Origin of the sequence: Nocardia vinacea NBRC 16497, assembly GCF_000308835.1 — a bacterium.
GTDB classification, from domain to species: Bacteria; Actinomycetota; Actinomycetes; order Mycobacteriales; family Mycobacteriaceae; genus Nocardia; species Nocardia vinacea.
The window spans coordinates 1-19,765 of sequence record NZ_BAGN01000050.1 but is presented as its reverse complement, the minus strand read 5'-3'; the positions used below and the strand labels follow the sequence as shown (position 1 = coordinate 19,765).

The 19,765-nt window shown below is 66.6% G+C and carries 22 protein-coding genes and 1 pseudogene; 10 read left to right on the top strand and 13 right to left on the bottom strand.

All coding sequences use genetic code 11. The features are described from left to right. Positions 1–44: 44 nt before the first annotated feature. Complete coding sequence (locus ON44_RS05765) at positions 45–992, top strand: oxygenase MpaB family protein (RefSeq protein ID WP_040686763.1); 948 nt, start codon at positions 45–47, stop codon at positions 990–992. Here ON44_RS05765 and ON44_RS05760 read toward each other — a convergent pair. Further along, on the bottom strand, positions 989–1,363 hold the full coding sequence (locus ON44_RS05760; RefSeq protein ID WP_051181591.1) for a winged helix-turn-helix transcriptional regulator: 375 nt from the start codon (positions 1,361–1,363) through the stop codon (positions 989–991). The genes ON44_RS05765 and ON44_RS05760 overlap by 4 nt on opposite strands. Before the next feature lie 69 nt (positions 1,364–1,432). Between ON44_RS05760 and ON44_RS05755 the strand changes: the two genes are divergently transcribed. Both ON44_RS05755 and ON44_RS46525 read left to right on the top strand, forming a co-directional pair. Continuing rightward, complete coding sequence (locus tag ON44_RS05755; protein WP_040686761.1) at positions 1,433–2,083, top strand: nitroreductase family protein; 651 nt, start codon at positions 1,433–1,435, stop codon at positions 2,081–2,083. 250 nt (positions 2,084–2,333) lie between these two features. Then, a complete protein-coding gene (locus ON44_RS46525) occupies positions 2,334–2,897 on the top strand; it encodes a hypothetical protein (protein WP_051181589.1) in 564 nt (187 codons plus the stop codon). A gap of 32 nt (positions 2,898–2,929) precedes the next feature. Here the strand turns inward: ON44_RS46525 and ON44_RS05745 are convergent, their stop codons facing one another. Beyond that, positions 2,930–3,175, bottom strand: coding sequence for a DUF3017 domain-containing protein (locus tag ON44_RS05745; protein ID WP_083897680.1), 246 nt, complete (start codon positions 3,173–3,175; stop codon positions 2,930–2,932). Between the two features lie 284 nt (positions 3,176–3,459). Here ON44_RS05745 and ON44_RS05740 point away from each other — a divergent pair, with 284 nt between their 5' ends. Further along, positions 3,460–4,011 carry a carboxymuconolactone decarboxylase family protein gene (locus ON44_RS05740; protein WP_040686760.1) on the top strand — a complete coding sequence of 184 codons (552 nt, stop codon included), beginning with the start codon at positions 3,460–3,462 and terminating at the stop codon, positions 4,009–4,011. Here the strand turns inward: ON44_RS05740 and ON44_RS05735 are convergent. After that, positions 3,998–4,906: an SDR family oxidoreductase gene (locus ON44_RS05735; RefSeq protein WP_040686759.1), complete on the bottom strand. Its 909-nt coding sequence runs from the start codon at positions 4,904–4,906 to the stop codon at positions 3,998–4,000. The two genes, ON44_RS05740 and ON44_RS05735, sit on opposite strands and share 14 nt — an antisense overlap. Before the next feature lie 113 nt (positions 4,907–5,019). On the opposite strand from ON44_RS05735, the gene ON44_RS05730 reads away from it, so the two are divergent. Further along, positions 5,020–5,607 carry a TetR/AcrR family transcriptional regulator gene (locus tag ON44_RS05730; RefSeq protein WP_040686758.1) on the top strand — a complete coding sequence of 196 codons (588 nt, stop codon included), beginning with the start codon at positions 5,020–5,022 and terminating at the stop codon, positions 5,605–5,607. Positions 5,608–5,633: 26 nt separating this feature from the next. Further along, positions 5,634–6,098 carry a tRNA (cytidine(34)-2'-O)-methyltransferase gene (locus tag ON44_RS05725; RefSeq protein WP_040686757.1) on the top strand — a complete coding sequence of 155 codons (465 nt, stop codon included), beginning with the start codon at positions 5,634–5,636 and terminating at the stop codon, positions 6,096–6,098. Positions 6,099–6,174: 76 nt separating this feature from the next. Here ON44_RS05725 and ON44_RS05720 read toward each other — a convergent pair whose 3' ends face one another. The 3 genes from ON44_RS05720 to ON44_RS05710 are packed head-to-tail and all read right to left on the bottom strand — an operon-like array spanning position 6,175 to position 8,114. Further along, a complete protein-coding gene (locus ON44_RS05720; protein WP_040686756.1) occupies positions 6,175–6,405 on the bottom strand; it encodes a DUF167 domain-containing protein in 231 nt (76 codons plus the stop codon). Then, on the bottom strand, positions 6,362–7,444 hold the full coding sequence (locus ON44_RS05715) for a DUF4349 domain-containing protein (protein WP_051181607.1): 1,083 nt from the start codon (positions 7,442–7,444) through the stop codon (positions 6,362–6,364). The genes ON44_RS05720 and ON44_RS05715 overlap by 44 nt, the downstream gene beginning before the upstream one ends. Positions 7,445–7,475: 31 nt before the next feature. Beyond that, a complete protein-coding gene (locus ON44_RS05710) occupies positions 7,476–8,114 on the bottom strand; it encodes a TetR/AcrR family transcriptional regulator (protein WP_040686841.1) in 639 nt (212 codons plus the stop codon). A 107-nt stretch (positions 8,115–8,221) separates the two neighbouring features. Between ON44_RS05710 and ON44_RS05705 the strand changes: the two genes are divergently transcribed. Next, on the top strand, positions 8,222–8,620 hold the full coding sequence (locus tag ON44_RS05705; RefSeq protein WP_218007522.1) for a nuclear transport factor 2 family protein: 399 nt from the start codon (positions 8,222–8,224) through the stop codon (positions 8,618–8,620). Positions 8,621–8,623: 3 nt separating this feature from the next. Here the strand turns inward: ON44_RS05705 and ON44_RS05700 are convergent, their stop codons facing one another. Beyond that, complete coding sequence (locus tag ON44_RS05700; protein WP_040686754.1) at positions 8,624–12,022, bottom strand: error-prone DNA polymerase; 3,399 nt, start codon at positions 12,020–12,022, stop codon at positions 8,624–8,626. Between the two features lie 163 nt (positions 12,023–12,185). Beyond that, positions 12,186–12,929 carry a TetR/AcrR family transcriptional regulator gene (locus ON44_RS05695; RefSeq protein WP_040686753.1) on the bottom strand — a complete coding sequence of 248 codons (744 nt, stop codon included), beginning with the start codon at positions 12,927–12,929 and terminating at the stop codon, positions 12,186–12,188. An 85-nt stretch (positions 12,930–13,014) separates the two neighbouring features. On the opposite strand from ON44_RS05695, the gene ON44_RS05690 reads away from it, so the two are divergent. Continuing rightward, the gene (locus ON44_RS05690) at positions 13,015–13,878 is read left to right on the top strand and encodes an NAD(P)H-binding protein (protein WP_040686752.1); all 864 of its coding nucleotides are present in this window, start codon (positions 13,015–13,017) and stop codon (positions 13,876–13,878) included. A gap of 50 nt (positions 13,879–13,928) precedes the next feature. Here ON44_RS05690 and ON44_RS05685 read toward each other — a convergent pair whose 3' ends face one another. After that, on the bottom strand, positions 13,929–14,381 hold the full coding sequence (locus ON44_RS05685) for a hypothetical protein (protein ID WP_063721514.1): 453 nt from the start codon (positions 14,379–14,381) through the stop codon (positions 13,929–13,931). Between the two features lie 265 nt (positions 14,382–14,646). On the opposite strand from ON44_RS05685, the gene ON44_RS05680 reads away from it, so the two are divergent. After that, complete coding sequence (locus ON44_RS05680) at positions 14,647–15,630, top strand: SDR family NAD(P)-dependent oxidoreductase (RefSeq protein ID WP_040686751.1); 984 nt, start codon at positions 14,647–14,649, stop codon at positions 15,628–15,630. A gap of 174 nt (positions 15,631–15,804) precedes the next feature. Here the strand turns inward: ON44_RS05680 and ON44_RS05675 are convergent, their stop codons facing one another. From ON44_RS05675 to ON44_RS05665, 3 genes are read right to left on the bottom strand one after another with little or no spacing between them, the layout of a single operon-like run. Beyond that, entirely contained in the window at positions 15,805–16,713 is a 909-nt protein-coding gene (locus ON44_RS05675; RefSeq protein WP_040686750.1) for a ferredoxin family protein, read from the bottom strand. Beyond that, positions 16,713–17,279 carry a YdeI/OmpD-associated family protein gene (locus ON44_RS05670; RefSeq protein WP_040686749.1) on the bottom strand — a complete coding sequence of 189 codons (567 nt, stop codon included), beginning with the start codon at positions 17,277–17,279 and terminating at the stop codon, positions 16,713–16,715. Before ON44_RS05670 ends, ON44_RS05675 begins: the two co-directional genes overlap by 1 nt. 9 nt (positions 17,280–17,288) lie before the next feature. Next, entirely contained in the window at positions 17,289–18,038 is a 750-nt protein-coding gene (locus ON44_RS05665; RefSeq protein WP_245567021.1) for an alpha/beta fold hydrolase, read from the bottom strand. A gap of 422 nt (positions 18,039–18,460) precedes the next feature. Between ON44_RS05665 and ON44_RS05660 the strand changes: the two genes are divergently transcribed. Next, positions 18,461–19,159, top strand: a complete 699-nt coding sequence (locus ON44_RS05660) for a class I SAM-dependent DNA methyltransferase (RefSeq protein ID WP_040686838.1) — start codon at positions 18,461–18,463, stop codon at positions 19,157–19,159. Here ON44_RS05660 and ON44_RS05655 read toward each other — a convergent pair. Continuing rightward, positions 19,160–19,765: pseudogene (locus ON44_RS05655) on the bottom strand (DNA polymerase Y family protein); the annotation flags it as partial.

Sequence of the window (19,765 nt, the reverse complement as noted above, 5' to 3'; positions counted from 1 at the left end):
TGCATTCGCCGATCCAGGAGGGCGAGCAGGCAAAGGAGCAACAGATGTCCTTCGATCCGACCACTCTTCGCCGGGACGACTACGGGTTCTTCGGCCCGGATTCGCCCAGCTGGAAGATCTGGACCGCGCCGACCGCCGTGATCGGCTTCCAGCGCGCGGTGGTCCTCGAGCACTTCGATCCGTTCCTGACCGCGGCCGTCGCCGATTCGCATGGCATCTACACCGACCCGCGCAGCCGGCTGGACCACACCTTCGCCTATTTCCTGCTCGTCGCGATCGCCGACGGCCGCACGGCCATCCAGGCCTCGGAACATCTGATGCAGGTGCATGCGCCGATGACCGGCATCGAACCGATCAGCGGCCGGCGCTACGGCGCGAACAGTCCGGAAACCCAGCTGTGGATCCACATCACCGGCTGGCATTCGGTGCTCAAGGCGTACGAGGTCTTCGGTCCCGGCCCGCTCAGCCCGGAGGAAGAGGCGCGCTACTGGCGCGAGTGCGCGATCGCCGCCGAACTGCAGACCTGCAAGCCGGAGGATGTGCCACGCTCCCGCGAGGAGGTGCGCGCGTACTTCGCGAAGGTCCGCCCGAGCCTGTGTACCTCCGAGCGTGCCGAGGCGGGCATGCACCACCTGCTGTGGACCTCGCCGCGCAACGGCGCGGGCATCAGCTATGCCCTCGGCAGTCGGCTACTGTCCCTGGCTTCGGTTGCCACACTGCCGAAATGGATGCGCGAGCTCGGCCGCTTCGATCGCTGGGGGATCGTCGATCTGCTGGTCCGACCGGCCGCCAAGACCATTGTGTGGGGCAGCGCCGCATTCAACTCGTTCGGTCTGATCGCCGCCGCGCCGTTCATCGCACCGATGGCGGGCCAGATCCTGGAGCAGCACCTGAAGGGCGAGCCGCCTGCGCGACTGGAGACGATTACGCCGAGCGAGGCGCGACGGTTGTACGGCGGGCGCGGGCGGCGCGCGATAGCCGAGGTCGGCTAGCGGGCGGCGCGACGTGCGGCTTCGATGCGGTTGATATTGACCTCGATCCAGTCGCGCAGCGCCGCGATCGGGGTGCGCAGGCTGTGGCCGAGGTCGGTGAGGTCGTAGTCGACGCGCGGCGGCACGGTGGGATGCACTGTGCGCGTGACGAATCCGTCGGTTTCCAGCTGACGCAGGGTTTGCGTGAGCATTTTCTGTGAGATGCCCTCGATACGTCGGTGCAGATCGGTGTAGCGCATGGTGCCCTCGGCGAGCGCGTCCACGATGAGCACGGTCCATTTACCAGCGACGTGGTCGAGCACCTGCCGGGTGGGGCACTTCGCCGAGTAGACATCTGCAGGCAGCCCGCTGGCCTCGATCACCGTACGCACCTTTCGGAGTGTAGCGCACTATTAAGTGCTGTCTTCCTAATAGTTTGTCACTCTCCGATAGTAAGAATCATGAACGCACAGACACTTTCGGTTCCCGCCGCGATCCGCGCCCGTCGCACCACCCGCCACTACCGTCCGGATCCGGTACCCCGCGAACTGCTCGACGAACTGCTGGATCTGGCCGTCGAGGCACCTACCGCGTGGAATATGCAGGATCGGTCGATCGTGATGGTGACCAGCGCGTCCGGCCGCCGCGACCTGTCGAACGCCGCCTTCGGCCAGCCGCAGCCGCTGGAAGCACCGGTAGTGCTGGTCTTCATCGCCGAAACGGCGGCATGGCAGGCCGAGAATGCCGATATCGCCGAACTGGCCGTACGCAACGGCGCGTGGAATGCGGAGTTCACCGCAATGTTCCACTCGCGCGGCGAATTCCACTCGCTGCGACAGCGCGGACTCACCCGCGAGAACGCCGTGAAGAATGCGATGATCGCCGCGACCTATGTCATGCTCGCCGCCACCAGCCTCGGCCTGTCGTCGGCCCCGATGAACGGCTGGGATCCGGACCTGGTCAAGAAGGCCATCGGCATCGAGGACCGCCCCGACCTTGCCATCGCGGTCATGGTCGCGATCGGCTACAGCGACACCACCGCGCCGCATCCGGGTCGCCGCCCACGCGAACACACTGTATTCACCGAGCGATACCCGTCGGGCCGGAGCTGACATCGCACTTCGGCGCTGGTGAAATGGCGGCTCCGCAAGCTCACGGAAGCCGCTGTTCCACCGCGCTCGACGGAAGCCGCCGCGACCGGTAGCCGCCGACGAAAGTTGTTGTGCCTCAGCCGACACCGAGGCCGAAGCGGTGACGCATAAGGTGTACGTGGGCCGATGGATGTCGCCTTGACTCGGGGAGTCGCCGATGTGCAGACTGGGCCGATATCGCACCGTCTCAGCTCGGCGGGCATTCCGGTTCATGGACGACATCGGGGGTAAGACCATGCGTATTCATCGTGCCGTACTGACATTCGCACTGCTCGCCGCGGTGTTCACCGGTGTCACGGGGTGCTCGGACGAGCCGACCGAGACCACCCGGGCAGCGGCGTCGACGACCACGGTGCCACCGGCGCCGACCGTCCTCGGCCCGCTCGGCTTCGGCAAACTGCGGCTCGGGATGAGCCGGAGCGAGGCCGAGGCCACCGGTGAAATCGCGGCCTTCGACGACACCGACGACCCGCCCGGCTGCGGCCGCTATACCGCACGAGCGGGTTGGCAGGGTTTCACCAACAAGGGCGAAATAGTCGCGATCATGCCCGGCAAACTTCCGGTCCGCACACCCGAAGGCATCGCCGTCGGCTCCACCGTCGACGAAGTGCGCACTGCTTATCCCACACTCGAGATCGGCTACAACTGGAGCTCCGCCACGGTCCCCGACCAACCCGCGCGCTACGGCTTCCTCGGTATCTACCGGAATATGCCCGCCGATGCCAAGGTCACCCAGATCATGCTCTACAACGACCGGGACACCTGCCACAACTAGCAGCGTCGATGTCGCGGGAAACGGCCGCGGCCTCAGCCGACGCCGAGTGTATTGATCGTGGCGGCGATGAAGACGATGGCGCTGCCGAGCAGGCTCAGTGCGGCGACATCGAACGGCTTGCTGCGCACGGCGAGCAATCCGACCCGGGCCGTCGGCAGGCAGAGCCGGAAGGTGGCCGCGAGCAGGGCCGCACCGCCGAAGAACAGCGCGCCGCGGCGCCAGCGATCCCAGGCCACGAAGACGACCGCGAGCAGAATGACCGCAGTCACGACCAGCATGGGCAGGTGGCAACGCAGGAACTGCGCGCCCAGGCTGGTCCGGTCGGACTGCCGTTCGGCGGCAGACGAGTCAACGTCGGTCACGCTCCGATTCTTGCAGACGACATGCGGCCGCTCACACCAGTGCGACGCGGTCGCGCACTCACACGGCGAGCCTCGAGACAGGGCTACTGCTCCGCAACAGATTTCGCCGCACCACGGCACACCGATCAGACATTGCCTCCGACTACTACGCGGCGTAGTTTCGAGAGAAAAGATTCATCCGGCACAAGGGGGTACGGACAATGCGAGCGCTTACCCGGATTCGGCACTACCTGCAAGCGGTTCGGCAGGCGAAACGGAACCGATCCGACCTGTTCGGCTGGCTGGCCCGCCGACCGCAGATCCTTTTCGGCACGATCGGATACGAAACAGCGCTGCTGTTCAGCAACAGACTGGATCCGAAGCTCAAAGAGCTGGCCGAACTGAAGACGGCCGGACTCGTGAATTGCGAATTCTGCCTGGATATCGGCTCGGCGCTGGCGCACTCCAGCGGACTCACCGAACAACAATTGCGCGACCTGCCGCGCTATCGCACCAGCGACGCCTACAGCGACCTCGAAAAACTCGTCATCTCCTTTGCCGAGGCCATGACCGCAACCCCGGCCATCGACCTCGCGGACCTGCGCACCGAATTGCTGACGCACCTGTCCAAAGGACAGTTCGCCGAATTGACGGCCGGCATCGCCTGGGAGAACCAGCGCGCCCGTCACAACCAGGGGCTGGGTGTGCGCCCGACCGGGATGGCGGAGGGCATGGCATGCGCCATCCCGGAGCGGGCCGCTAACGAGCTTTGAAGTAATGGCCCTGGTCGAGATCCTCGATGAGGCCGGGGTGTGTCGGCTTCCAGGTCAGAAGTTCCCGGGTCCGCGCGCTCGAGGTCGGATTGTCCAGCGCGACGAGAGGACCGAGGTAACCGAAGTGAGCGTCCGCCTGCTCCGGCGAAATGCTGATCACCGGTAGATCCAGGTGGCGACCGATCGCTTCGGCGATCTCACGGAAGGGCACGCCTTCGTCATCGACGGCATGTAACCGCGCCCCCGCGGGGGCGGTTTCCAGCGCCAAGCGGTACAGGTGCGCGGCATCGAGAGTGTGTCCGGCGGGCCAGCGGTTGTTCCCGTCGCCGATGTAGGCGGCGATGCCCTTATCGCGGGCGGTGGCGATCAAGGTCGGAACGAAGCCGTGGTGGTCGAGTGAACTGTGCACGGTCGGCGGGAGCCGAACGACGGACGATCGAACACCGCGGTCCGCGAGCGCGACCACCGCATTCTCGGCGTCGACCCTGTGCCCCGCATCGAGCGCATCAGCTTCGGTTCCCACCCTGGTAAGCCCGGCGAATGCGAGTTGGAGCGTGCCCGATGTGCTTACGAAGGGTTTGCCGGTGCCCGCGAGCGCATCACCGATCGTTTCGATGGCACGCAGGTCGGCCGCGATCGCTCCGGCGTAGTCGCCGGTCCGCATGGCTTCATGTTTGAAGGCCAGGTGGATAACGCCGTCGGCCGCGGCGGCGACTGCGCGCAGGTTGTCGAGATCGTCGAGATCTCCGCGGTGCACGTCGGCACCGGCTGCTGCCACCGCGGCGGCAGCTTCATTCGAGCGAGCCAGGCCGACGACCTCGTGCCCGGCGTCGAGAAGTTCCGGGATGACCGCGGAGCCGATATGTCCCGATGCTCCGGTAAGGAAGATCCGCACGGAAGTACTCCAAGTCTTTCGATGCCCTCGCCGGCGCGAAGGCAGTGATGTCAGTGACTGTCATCAGACAGTACACGCGATGACAGTCGCTGTCATCAGATAAGATCCTGCACATGAGTCGATGGGAGCCTGATGCGCGCGGTCGCCTCGCAAAATCGGCTCTGGAGCTGTACCGCGAGAACGGGTTCGAGAGCACGACCGTCGCCGAGATCACCCAGCGTGCGGGGCTTACCGAGCGAACGTTCTTCCGGCATTTCGCCGATAAGCGCGAGGTCCTGTTCGCGGGGGCGAGCGCGCTCCAAGAGGCCCTCGTGCGCGGGGTGCACGACGCGCCCGCTGCCATGCTGCCGCTCGAGGCGATCGCCACGGCGCTCACCGAGGTCGCCGATGCTGTTTTCGAGCAGCGCCGCGAGTTCGCCTGGCAGCGGCAAGCCGTTATCGCGGCCAATGCCGAACTTCGAGAGCGCGAGTTGGTCAAGCTCGCAACGCTCGCCGCCGCGCTGGCCGAGGCGCTACGCGGGCGCGGCGTGACCGATCCGGCCGCGAGTCTGGCCGCCGAGGCCGGGATCGCCGTGTTCAAGATCGCCTTCGAGAGCTGGGTCGACGGCGAGCGAACCCTGTCGCAACTCATCCGAGAATCCGTCAACGAACTGAAACTCGTGACCGGCGCGCAGGACCTGCCCGATGTCGTTCCGGGCTAGCCGGAGCGACCTGGTTGACTGCACGGGTGTTCCGTTTGATGTTTCACGAGCCCGCGATTCCCGGAAATACCGGCAATGCGATTCGACTTGTCGCTGGGACCGGGTGTGAGCTGCATCTGGTGGAGCCGTTGGGGTTCGACCTTTCGGAGGCGAAGTTGCGGCGGGCCGGATTGGACTACCACGATCTGGCCTCGGTGACGGTGCACAAGAACCTCGCGGCGGCGTGGGAAGCGGTGCGGCCCGAGCGGGTGTTCGCATTCACGACCCAGGCGAGCACGCGGTATACCGATGTGGCGTACCGGGAGGGTGATGTGCTGCTGTTCGGCACCGAACCGACGGGGCTGCCGACGGAGGTGCTCGACGATCCGCACATCACCGATCGACTGCGCATCCCGATGCTGCCCGGCCGCCGCTCGATGAACCTCTCCAATGCCGCCGCCGTCACCGTCTACGAGGCCTGGCGCCAGTTCGGATTTCCCGGCGGCGTGTGACCGTCACCCCGGGACATGGGGTGTACGGCTCATACGAGGGGTGCGCAGTTCGACTTCGAGACCTCCTGCGCGGGGCTCAGAGGTCCAGCTCGAAGCGTTTGAAGCGGGAGGTTGCGCCTGCGGCGAGGCGGACGGCGGATTTCGGGACGCCGTAGTGGTCGGCGAGGAGTTCGATGGCGGCCTTGTTCGCCTTGCCCTCCACGGCGGGCGCCCGGACATACAGCTGCAGGGTGCCGTCGTCGAGAGTTTCGACGAGCGGGCCCTTACGGCTGTTCGGTTTGATCGTCGCCCTTACGACCGTCGGCACCTGTATCTCCTATCGCCCCAGTGCCTTTCGCTGTACCAGCACCTTTCCCGGTCTCAGTGCCTGAACCGGTCGCCCCGGTCCCTGCGCCTGCGTCAGCACCGGCACCTTCTGCTGCCGTCGCACTCGCCCCGGTCGGCGCACCGACCGCAGCGGCCTTGCCCTGCTCGGATTCTCCCGATCCCGACGAAGGCTTCCGGCCCCGCACCACCCGCACGACACCCCACACCACCGCGCCGATCACCACGACGAATCCGAGCCACGGAATCGCCTTGCCGGTGAACACCACCGCGTCCTTCAGCCAATCGACCAGCGAATGCCAGCCGGAGACGATGCCGTCCCAGAAATTGGTCGGCCCCTCATCGGAATCCTTGTCCTCGGTGGTGATGTCGATGGTCAGCGTGGACAGCGCGACCTGATCGTCGAGGTGCCGTTTTTGCGCGGTGAGGCTGTCGAGCTCACCCTGCCGACTCGACAGCGCCTGTTCGGCGGCAATGAGATCCGCGGTATTGGTCGCACCCGAGATGAGCGCGCGCAACCGGTCGACCGAGGCCTGCAGCGCCTTGATCCTGGCGTCGAGGTCCTCCCATTGCATGGTGACGTCGTCGCGGTTGGTGCTCATCCGGGTGACCCGGCCGACCCCGCCGAGGCCATCGATGAATTTGTCCGTCTTATCCGCGGGCACCCGCACAGTGAGCGTGGCCTGCGGATCGGTGTCATCGGTGCCCGGCTGTTCGGTGCGGCTGTCGACCCGGCCGCCGACCTCGCGCACCTGATCGGTCACCTGACCGCCTGCCTTGATCGGATCACCGGCGGTGATATCGACGCTGCCGGTGATGACCTCCTTGCGCGCCTCGACGGTGGTCCCGCCGGTATCCCCCTTCGCCGGGGAGCCCTCGCGCAGACTCGGCGGCGGCGCCATCGGCGCGACGGTCGCCATGCTCGACCGGCCCGGACCGGCATTGTCGTCGTTGTCATCACCACAGCCGACCAGCAACGTCAAACCCAGCAGGCCGATCACCAGCACAGCAAGCTTCCGCATGCACGCAGGGTAGCCGCTGCGGCGAATTCGGTCACGAAGCTCGATGCGGGCCATTCCCGAATGTCGAAGGGACGCCGACCAGTTTCACGAGAAATCGCTCGATCTGATCGGCGAGCGGCGGCCAGGTCTGGCCGGGTTCGTTGAGTCGCATCGACACCGCACCGTGCACTGCCGCGCGCAGGTCGAGCATGACCGAAACCGGGTCGTCGACGGGCACGAGATCTGCATCCATACAGCGCCGGATCGCGGCGGCCGTGCGTTCGGTCAGTTCTCGCTTGAACGGCATGGCCACGCGCTGATTGAGGGTGCTCTCGTGCAGCACCTTGTACATACCCGGATGTCGATAGGCCCAGTCGCCGAGGACGCGGATGCGGGCGCGCAATCTGTCGACGGGATCGTCGACGGCGGCCTCCGCGTCATCGATCGCGCGCACCAGATCGCCGTGATAGCGCTCCAGCGCGGCCAACACCAGTGCGTCTCGATCGGCGAAATGCAGGTAGACCGACGTTGCGGCACTGCCGATTTCGCGCGCCACCGCACGCATGGACAGGGCCTGATCATCGCCGAGTTCATCCAGCAGCCGGATCGCGGCATCGACGATCTCCGCACGCAGTCGGCCGCCGTGGCCGCGCGGATTGCGACCGCGCCGGGTCGTCGCATCGGAGGTCATCAGGGGATTGTAGCCGGACACACGTAGCGCTACAGTTGTAGCGCTACAGCTGTTCAGTTACCGCTGGCGACTGCTTGCAGATCGCTCGAAAGACCGGAGATATGCCCGTGACCAGCACTTCCGCAGATCCGAAGCTCGAATCGAATAAGCAGGCCGTCCTCGCGTTCTACGAAGCAGCGTTCAACGCCAAGGATTTCGAGGCCGCCGCCGAGTTCTTCGGTGCGCACTACATCCAGCACAATCCGGAAATCGCCGACGGCTTCGACGGGCTACTCGCACGCCTCACCGGTCTGAAGGAGGGGGCGCCGAAACTGCGCGTCGAAGTGAAACGCATTGTGGCAGAGGGTGATTACGTGGTCGCCCACGTGCACGGCGTGCGTGAACCCGGCGACCGCGGGCTGGCGATCATGGATATCTTCCGCCTCGCCGACGGAAAGCTGGTCGAACACTGGGATGTCATCCAGCCGGTTCCGGAGCAGGCCGCCAATGCGAACGGAATGTTCTGAGCCTCAACGGAAGTCGCGGGATTTCGAATCGACGCGCAGGTCCATGCGCTGCAGATATTCGGCGACGACACTGACCGCGCCCTCCGCATTCTGGACCCGGCCGCGGATGAGCAGGGCGGGGGCGCTCTGGGCCAGGCGGCGATAGCGGGTCCACAGGCCCACCGAGCAGACGACGTTCACCATGCCGGTTTCGTCTTCCAGGTTGAGGAAGGTGACACCGGCGGCGGTGGCAGGGCGTTGCCGATGCGTGACGGCGCCGCCGACCAGAACGCGGGAGCCGTCGGGCACGTCGAGCAAGCCGGCGGCGGGGATGACACCGAGCGCATCCAGTTGCGGGCGTAGGAATTCGGTGGGATAGCTGCCCGGGGAAATACCGGTGGCCCAGACGTCGGCGGCGGCCAGTTCGAGTTCGCTCATGCCGGGCAGGGCGGGGGCGGTGGTGGCGGCGCCGGTGCCGGGGAGTCGGTCGGGACGTTCGCCCGCCGCGGCACCCGCCGCCCACAGCGCCTCGCGTCGGGTGATGCCGAGACAACCCAAAGCGCCTGCGGTGGCGAGGGATTCGGCTTGGGCGACGGTGAGTTCCACGCGACCGGTCAGGTCGAGGAAGGAGGTGTACGAACCGGACGATCGGGCAGTGACAATGCGTTCGGCGAGGTCGGTGCCGATGTGACGGACGGTCGCAAGGCCGAGCCGCACCTCGTCACCATGGTTTTCGACGGTGGGTTCGGCGCGGCTGGCATTGATATCAGGTCCGTGCACCAGGACGCCGTGCCTGCGGGCGTCGGCGACCAGCGACTGCGGGGAGTAGAACCCCATCGGCTGGGCACGCAGCAATCCGGCGCAGAAGGCCGCCGGATAGTGCAGTTTGAACCAGGCCGAGTAGAACACGATCGAGGCGAAGCTCTGCGAATGGCTCTCCGGGAAGCCGAAATTCGCGAAGGCGTACAGCTTCTCGTAGATGCGGTCGGCGACTTCGCCGGTAATGCCGTGCAGATCGCGCATGCCCTGATACAGCCTGCCCTTGAGACGCTCCATGCGTTCGGGTGAGCGTTTGGAACCCATGGCGCGGCGCAACTGATCGGCCTCGGCGGCGGTGAAACCGGCGACGTCGATGGCCATCTGCATGAGCTGCTCCTGGAACAGGGGCACGCCGAGGGTGCGTTTCAGCGAATTCTTCAGCGCGTCATGGTCATAGCGCACTTTCTCGTCACCATTGCGGCGACGGATGTAGGGATGCACCGAACCACCCTGGATCGGACCGGGCCGGATCAGCGCCACCTCCACCACCAAGTCGTAGAATTCCCGTGGCTTCAGCCGGGGCAGCGTGGCCATCTGCGCCCGCGACTCCACCTGGAACACCCCCACCGAATCGGCGCGCGAAAGCATCTCGTAGACAGCGGTTTCCTTCAGGTCCAGCTTGTGCAGTTCGACGGTTTCGCCCTTGTGCTCACGCACCATATCGATCATGTAGTGCAGCGCGGAGAGCATGCCGAGACCGAGCAGGTCGAACTTCACCAGATTTATTGCGGCGCAATCGTCTTTATCCCACTGCAGTACGCTGCGGCCGGGCATGCGCGCCCATTCGACCGGGCAGACATCGGCGATGGGCCGGTCACAGATCACCATGCCGCCGGAATGGATGCCGAGATGTCTTGGCAGACCCTCGATTTCGGTGGCCAGCTCCAGCACTTCCACGGGAATATCGGTGCCGGTTTCGGCGCCTACTCCGGTCCAGCGGCTCACCTGCTTACTCCAGGCATCCTGCTGTCCAGGTGAAAAGCCCAGTGCGCGTGCGGCATCGCGGACCGCGGACTTACCGCGATAGGTGATCACATTCGCCACCTGAGCGGCGTATTCACGTCCGTATTTGGCGTAGACGTGTTGGATCGCCTCCTCGCGGCGATCGGATTCGATATCGATGTCGATATCGGGCGGGCCATCGCGTTCCGGGGCGAGGAAGCGTTCGAACAGCAATTCGGCGGCAACCGGGTCGACATTGGTGATGCCGATCGCGTAGCAGACGGCCGAATTGGCGGCCGAACCCCGGCCCTGGCAGAGGATGTCGTTTTCCTTGCAGAAGCTGACGATATCGTGCACCACCAGGAAGTAACCGGGAAACTTCATCTCGTCGATGACCGCGAGTTCGTGCTCGATCTGCTGATACGCCTCGGGATTTCCCGACGGCGGACCGTAACGCCGAGCCGCGCCCGCAAGGGTGAGTTCACGCAGCCAGGACGCCTCGTCGTGGCCGTCGGGCACGTCGAACGGCGGCAGGCTCGGCGCGATCAATTTCAGATCGAAGGCGCATTCGCGGGCGAGCGTCACCGCATTCGCCACCGCCTCCGGACAGGCAGCGAACAACTGCGCCATCTCCGCGCCGGAGCGCAGGTGTGCGCCACCGGTCGGCGCCAACCAGCCCGCGATATCGTCCAGGCTCCGGCGCGCCCGGATCGCCGCGAGCGCCATGGCGCGACGGCGCTGGGCAGGTGCCGCGAAATGCGCTCCGGTGGTGGCCACCACGGGCAGACCGAGACGATCGGCCAGGGCGATGAGGTGGGTGTTGCGTTCGTCGTCCTCCGGAATGCCGTGATGGGTGAGTTCCACGCTCACCCGGTCAGCGCCGAAGCGCTCCGTCAGGTCGCGCAGGGCGGCCTCGGCTCGCTCGAGACGGGTGTCTCCCGCCTGCAGGTCACGGTCGAGGGCTTGGCGCACATGGCCTTTGCGGCATCCGGTCAGGATGTGCCAGTGCCCGCCCGCCGCCGCGGTGAGCGCGTCCAGGTCGTAGCGGAGGATGCCCTTCTCCCCCGCGGCCATGTGGGCGGCCGCGATCTCACTGGAGAGTCGGCGATAGCCCTCTTGACCGCGGGCAAGCACCAGCAGATGCGGACCGGCCGGGTCCGGGGAGCCGGTGCGCGGCGCCGAATCGGGTGCGCCGACATGGCCGAGCGAATTCCCGAGGCGCGGTGCGTCTTCCGCGGTGCCCAGCGACAATTCGGCCCCGTAAACCGTCGGCATACCCCATTCCCTGGCCGCCTCGAAGAAGCGCACGGTTCCGTAGAAGCCGTCGTGATCGGTGAGCGCGATCGCCTCCAGCCCGAGCCGCACCGCCTCCTCCACCAACTCCTCCGGTTGACTCGCACCGTCGAGGAAGCTGTAGGCCGAATGCGCGTGCAACTCCGCGTACGGCACCACCGGCCCGCCGCTAGCGACTGCTTGCAGGTCGCTCGAAACAACACTGGGTGGTTCGGCCGGTTCGGCCCGATAATTCCCGCGCTTGCGCGACCACGCCGGACTGTCGCCGCCGTCGCCCGGATACATCGCGTCCGGATTCGTCGGCCCTGGCCGACCGGATAGCACCCGCTCCAACTCCGCCCAGGTCGGCGGGCCGTTGCTCCAACCCATGACACATCACCTCCTCACATAGTCGAACATACATTCGAATCGCGAAGGAGGTGCGGGCACCCGCCGAATCAGGCGGCCGGGTGTGCCGAGAGGTTCTATCTGTCACATGCAGGCGCTGGTTGTCACCAGCCTTCCAGGGGCGGCCGGCCGGTGCGTCGAGGGGTCAGCGGTCACCTGCGAGACGGTCGAGCCACTCTCGGAGGAGGTGTTGTTCGGCGGTGGTGAGCGTTGTTTCCTCGGAAAGGTTGGCGCGGAGGGCGCGGGCCGCGCCGGCCGGGCCGGCGTCTTGGATGGCCGGACGTTCGTTGGTGACCGCGGCGACCATGGCCTCTCGGAGTGCGGCGAGCAGGGCCGGGTCACGGTTCGCTTCCGGGAAGGACAGCCAGGTCAGGACCGCACCCCGGCCGGTGGCGTGAATGATCCCGGCCGCAAGTTGTTCGTCGACACGCAACCAGCCACCCGCGGCGAGGCGACGGACCCGTCCGCGCAGGATTTCCAGTCCGGCCCGGAATGCGGCCGACTCGGCGCCGGCGGGTTCGCTGTACATGAGGGTGTAGAGCGCGGGGTTGGACAGACCGAACTCGACCGCAAGGTCCCACCCGGCCCGGAGGTCCTCGATGGGGTCCACGGGGTCGGGGTCGACGTGTTTGCCGGCGACGAATTTCGCGAAACCGTACTCCGCCACCGCTTCCAGTAGCCCGTCCTTGTCGCCGAACAGCCGGTAGATCGCCGGTGGTTGCAACCCTGCCATGTCGGCGACTGCGCGAGTTGTCACCGCATCGCGACCCGCGCGCTCCAGCAGGTCGGCGGCGGCTTCGATGACGCGTTGCCGGTGCTGTTCGCGAGTCGACGCCGTGCCGTCGGGTTCGACGGTGGTGCCGTTCCTGTGTGGCGTGGGCGATGTCATGAATCAAAGATATCGCTTGACTGTTTCCAGCGGAAGTATCACTGTTAACGCATTAGCGTTTCCACTGGAATCAAGGAGTGACAGCATGATCATCGTGACCGGAGCCACCGGGCAGCTGGGCCGTCGGATTGTCGAGAGTCTGCTGACGCGAGTGCCCGCCGACCAGGTGGGTGTGAGCGTCCGCGACCCGCGAAAGGCGCAGGACTTGGCCGACCGCGGAGTACGGGTGCGACAGGGCAGCTTCACCGACCCGGACAGCCTGTCCCACGCTTTCGAGGGCGCCAGCCAGGTGCTCCTCGTCTCGGTCGACAAGCTCGGTGCAGAGGCCATCCGACAGCACCGGGCTGCCATCGAAGGCGCCGCCGCTGCGGGCGCACGCCGCATCCTCTACACCAGCCATATGGGTGCCGGCCCGAACTCGCAGTTCGAGGCCTGCCGCGACCACGCCACCGACGAGGAAGCGCTGCAGGCCTGCGGTGTTCCGTTCACCTCGCTCCGCAACGGGTTCTACGCTGCCAGTGCAGTGCGGTTCTTCGGGCGGGCAGCCGAGACCGGAGAGCTCGTGTTGCCCGCGGATGGGGCGGTGAGCTGGACCGCACACGTCGACCTCGCCGACGCGGCCGCGGCGATCCTTACCGAGGAAGGCCGATTCGACGGTCCCACACCGCCATTGACCGCAGCGCAGGCCATCGATTTCGACGAAATTGCTGCCCTCGCGGCCACGCTCACGGGCCGAACCATCAAGCGCATCACCGTATCCAACGAGGAATTCCGGCACCAGATGCTGGGCTATGGCGTCCCGGCCGCGCAGGCGGACATGATGCTGGATATCTTCGCCGCTAGCCGGGCCGGTGAATTCGCCACGGTCGACCCGACGTTGACGCAGTTGATCGGCCGCGAGCCGACCGGTTTCGACGCGGTTCTGCGCGAGGCGCTGTTGGCGAGCTGAGCGCTCGGCGCTCAGGCGGGGAGTCCGGCGTAGACAGACATGACCTGTCGTCACACCGGGAGTGGATCCGTCGACTTCTCGCCCAGCGCGGCCTCGACCTTGTCCAGGCTGGTGCGGATCACGGCGCCATAGGCGTCGTTGGCGAGGACATCGAGGTGGCCGCGAGCGATGGTCAGCTGCATATAGGCCACATCGAAGTCGCCGACGCGGCGGTGACTGTCGGCGAGATTGAGGTAGAGCGAGGGCAGGAATCCGCGTAGCCCCTCATCGAGCGGAACACCCGGGCCGAACACCGCGGCCAGCGCGCGTTGATCCCAGCGCAGCGCACCTTCGGCCGTGCCCTGCAGATCGGCAAGGTGATGCGCAATCACACAGCGCTGCAACGGATCTCCACCGTCGCCGAGCTCGTCCCACAGTTCCGCCAGCATCCGCCGCGCCGCCTCCGGATCACTGCCGGAGAGCCGCACCGCGGCAAAGATTTCCGCCATCCGATCGTCCGCCATGCGCAGAGTATCGCACATATGTTCGATAGATTCGAGGCCGGTTCGAATGCATCGGCGTGGCCCGATTCGAACGCTCGACGTGACACGGCGGCATGAGCGAAGGACCCGGAGGCGTAGCCATAGCGACTGCTCGCAGGTCGCTCGAACCGATCAGCTTGCGTAACCACGGAGAGCCCGCGAATGCCGCCAATCGAACAGAGCACACTTGGCAGGTAAACTTACTTCAGAGTAAGTTCATGCCAACTCGACCTGCAAAGGAGCAGCGATGACCCGAGCTTCCGCTGACGACGCCGACCCGCGCGGGCAGATCCGGCGCAATCGCCGCAACCGCGACCTGACGGGGCGGCATGTGCTCATTACCGGCGCGTCCTCCGGCATCGGCCGGGCCGCCGCACTGGCCGTCGCGGATAAGGGCGCCATCGTCTTCCTGCTCGCCCGGCGCGCCGACGAACTCACCGCGGTGGTCGAAGAGATCCGGGCCGAGGGCGGCAGCGCCTACGGATATCAGTGCGACGTAACCGATTCCGACTCCGTCGACCACGCCGTCAAGACCATCCTGGACGAGCACGGCCACATCGACATGCTGGTGAACAATGCGGGTCGCTCGATCCGTCGCGCCATCCACCGCTCCACCGACCGGCTGCACGATTTCGAACGCACCATGGCGGTCAACTACTTCGGCGCCGTGCGATTGACGCTGGCGCTGCTGCCGCAGATGCGCGAGCGCAAGTTCGGCCACATCGTCAATATCAGCAGTGCGGGCGTGCAGGTAGCCACGCCGCGCTTCGCCGCCTACCTCGCGAGCAAGGCGGCGCTGGATAAGTTCGCCGAGGTCGCGGCGGTCGAAACCATGGCCGACGGCGTCACCTTCACCACCATCCACATGCCGCTGGTGCGCACCCCGATGATCACCCCGAGCGGCGATCAGGGTCCGTCGGAGTCCCCCGAATGGGCGGCCGCGACCATAGTGCGCGCGCTGAGCGAGCGCCCCAAGCGCATCGATGTTCCGCTCGGCACCTTCGCCGAATACGGCGCACTACTCACCCCGAAGCTGCGCGACCGCATCCTGCACCGCTACTACCGGGCCCTACCCGACTCCCCCGCCGCCAAGGGCGAGCAGGCGGATACCGGGGAACCAGCGGAATCCCCTGTGCCGCAACGTGAACCGCGTCATCAGTCGACGGCCCGCCGAGTCACCGGCACTGCCCTGCGCCGCGCCGCCCGCTGGGTGCCTGGCACCCACTGGTAAGCCCGCGACCTTCATCCCGCAGGGGGCGATAAAGGTCGCCGCGAACGGGACATGGCTGCGGCGGATCTGCCGCAGCCATGTCCCGCTCGTCGTTCTCAGCCGAGGACCAGTCGGGGGCCGATCGGCGCATCTGGCAGGTATGGCCGCAGCCCGATCCAGGCGTTGACCGCGCGGTCAGCCCGCGGTCAGCGGCTGGATTTGGTCGGCCACGACCGCGTTGACCGGTTTCGGTGCGGCACCGCAACTGGCTTGGCGCGGCGGGAATCCGACGGTACGAGTCCGCACACGCCAGCGGCGGCCGTCCCGATGGGTTACCACGGCAAGATCGGAATCGGTTGCGGTGGAATCTATTTCGAGGCGGACGGTGAGATCGTCGAGGCGCGCCGAAACCTGTTCGCGGACCGCGATTTCCGCGACCTGTTCAACCGGATGGTGGCCGCTGCGACCACGCAGCCCAGCCAACGAAACCGCACCGCGCTCCACGGCTTCGACCGCCGCGATGGCGGCCGCGGTATCGACGCGACCGTAGGTCAGTCCGGAGGGCAGCAACACCATGGCGGGTGCGAAGCGATGACCACCGGTGTGCGAGCACTCCCAGACCCGGTCCGAATAGTCGGCGGCCAGATTCGCGGCGATCGGACGGCCGAACAGCGCGCAGCACTGATCGTGCTTTCCGTGCGCGCACACCAGGATCAGCGGATCACGCACGGGCGCACCGATTCCCGGCGGTGGACCGTTCAGCAGGTTCAGGTCCAGGTCGAGCAGCTGCTTCAGGTCGGTGATCTCGAAGCGTTCGCACCAGAAGCCCTGCGGACGCGAGCTGGCGATCAAAACCGTTCGGACACCGGTGAATTCGTTGCGGCCAGGTCGCCGGATCAGCGTCGGACGAACCTTCGCGGCGGAGGTGCGGGCGGCGAGTTCAGCCGTGATCTCCTGGCCGAGCACCTCATCACCGATCACATCCCGGCCCCACGCGCCCGGCTGCTCGACGCACAACCACCCCGTCACCCGAGTCGCCGTGCCGGGCAAGGGCACATCGACCGCGGCCGCCGCCGAGCAGAGCATCCCTTCGAATCCGGTCATCAGCCCAACGTCTGTCCGTCGGCGAATTTCTGCACGAACTTCTCGATGCGCCGTGCCCTGGTCTCGGGCTTGACGGCATCGGCGAGCAAATAGCCGACGGCGGCGCGCTGTTGGTTGCCGAGGGTCTGGAAGAAGCCCTCGGCCTCGGGATTTCGCGCGAGTGCCGCGAGGAAATCCACAGGCACCACCGACGCGCCGTACGCCAGGTCCCAGCGGCCGTCGGCTTTGGCCCGATCGATCTCGGCCTGTCCGGCCCGATGCATCAGCCCCTGCTCGATCAACTCGGCGACCAGGCCGATATTGCGCAGGGACCACGGGCTGCGCTTGCGCCGCGGGGTGAAGCCGACCTGCCAGAACTCCGCATCCTCACCGCGCGCCTGCCCATCGATCCAGCCGAAGCACAGCGCCTGCCGCAGCGCGCCGGCATGGTTCAGTGAAACGCGTCCGGAGCCCTTTTTGGCGAAGCGCAGCCAGACTCCGTCCGCCGAGGCATGGTTGGTCAGGAGCCAGTCGCGGAACGACTGCTCGTCGGGGAAGAACAGAACCGGACGGTCTTGCGCGGACACCGCTTCACTCTAGATAGCCGCGGGTGCGAGCGTCGCGAGGAACGGCAGCACGCTTGCCTCGAATTCGCGGTAGCGGTCGCGGTGGATGCTGTGACCGCAGGTGAAGGCGGTCACCGCGCAGTTCGGGACGGTGTCACACAGAATCGCCAGCTTCTCCGGATCGACCATGCCGCCGGGACCGCCGCGCAGTACCAGAGTCGGCGCGGTGATGTCGGAGAGCCGATCCCACCACTCCGGATTCGGCTTGCGGAACTGTTCGAGCGCGGTCCGCGTCATCGAGCGATCGAAGGCGAGCACCGCACGCGGATGCCGGATCAGGCTGGTGGTGGCGTGCCAGAGTTCCGGAACGGTCGGGAAGCGACGGGTCAGCTTCACCTCTTCATCCCCGGAACGCAGCGGCATCGGGCACTCCTCGATGACCAGCCGCCGCACCAGTTCGGGCCGTTCCTGCGCGACACAGGAAACCGCATAGCCACCCAGCGAATGTCCGACCAGATCCACCGCATCCAGTTCGAGCCGATCACACAGTTTCCGCACGTCTTCGCCGAATTCGGCGAACAGATAGGACTCGGTGTGCGCGCTGCGCCCGTGCCCGCGCAGATCGGGAATGATGACCCGCCGCCCGGCCCGCACCAAGGTGTGTGCGAACCGATCCCAGGTATGCCCGTCCCCGCCCATACCGTGCACCAGCACCACCGGCGTGCCATCGCCCACCACGGAATCCCGATAGGCGATCCGCACGCCATCGAGCACAGTCACCGCGAGATCCACGATTTCCGAGACTACTGGATCTTTGGCCGCGCCTTCGGCGCGGCGTGTTCGCGGCCCCCTGTGTCTCGCGTCCGAGCCGTCGAGACTCGCGACTTCGTCGCATGCGCTTCGACGGCTCGGACGCGAGACGGGCCGCGAACGGGCCGCTCGTAAGACTCGCTCCGTTGTGGCTGGGCAGGGCTTGGATCCTTACCGCTTCAGCACTGTCTGGTGGTTACTCCGGGCCGCTCGAGCACCTCGCGATGCGTCGGAAGCGCCGACTCGGACGCGAAACGGGCCGAGACTCGCTCCGTTGTGGTCACCAGGGCGGCATGGTCCGGGCACCCCATCGCTCGGCAAGCGAAGCCACGGCGGGTGCGGTGCCGGAAATTATCTGGCGAATGCCGGGGTATCGCGGCAATACTGCGCCCATGCCCTCTTTCTCCGACTTCGATCGCCGCAACTATCGCACCGTTGACGTCGCCGCCGGGTACGACGGATGGGCACCGACGTATGAGCAGACCGTCATGGACGAGATGGATCTCGCGCTGCTGAATCGGCTACGGCGACCGGACTGGGGTGGGGTGCGACGCGCCGCGGATCTCGGCTGCGGGACCGGGCGGACCGGAGCTTGGTTGCGAGAGCGGGGAATTCGCCATATCGATGGCGTCGACGTGAGTGCGGGGATGCTGGCGCGGGCACGCGAGCGCGAGGTGCACACCACACTTACTCAGGCCGATGTGCGTGACACCGGATTGACAAGTGGTGCATACGATTTGGTGGTCTCCTCGCTGATCGACGAGCACCTGGACGAGCTGACGCCCTTCTACGCCGAAGCCTGGCGGCTGGCCGCACCCGGCGGCACCTGTGTCACGGTCAGCTACCACCCGCAGTTCATGATGGTGACCGGTATGCCGACGCACTACACACCTGCGTCCGGTGAGCCGGTCGCGATCAGCACGCACCTGCACTTGATCAGCGAGCAGGTGTCGGCAGCATCGGCGGCGGGCTGGGTGCTCACCGAGATGGCCGAGGCGCTGGTGGATGACGCATGGATCGCGGCCAAGCCGAAATGGGCGGAGCTGCGCGGACATCCGTTCACGCTGGCACTGGTGTGGTCGCGCACGTAGTCAGTCGTAGAGCCCCTCGGCGCGCCAGGTCTGATCGTTGTAGATGAGCAGCAGCACACGGACATCGGCCGGTTCACCGGCAAGTTGCACCTGGATGCGGGCGGCGATTCCCGCGCAGAGGGTGGCGGATTCCGGAGTCCACCAGTGTTCGTCCACCGGCCACGGACCGGCCCAGCCCGCAAGGGGCCACTGCTTGCTGCCCCAACGCAGCAGGGCCGGGTCGGCGGTGAAAAGGCCGCGGTCGGTGACCTGCACGGGCGTTCCGTCGGCGGCCTCCAGACGCACCACCGGACGGTTCACCAGGATCACCGCGGGTGCGGGACGGGGCAGGCGGCCGGGCCACGGCAGGGCCGGGTCGGCGGCCGGAATCGGCTCGTCACCGAGCGCGACCATGGTGATGCGTTCGGCGGGCCCGCGGCCACCGCTGAGCACGCCGACCCGGACCGCCTCGCCGCCGAGCAGGCCCTGCACCCGGATCAGGGCGCGGCGGGCCCGCTCGTCCTCCTCCCCGACGCCACCCCACAGACCGAGCTGAAGTGCGCTCGCCGCAACGACTTCGACGGGTTCCAGGCGCAGCAGTGTGATCGGCGCGGTCGGCCGGTCGCG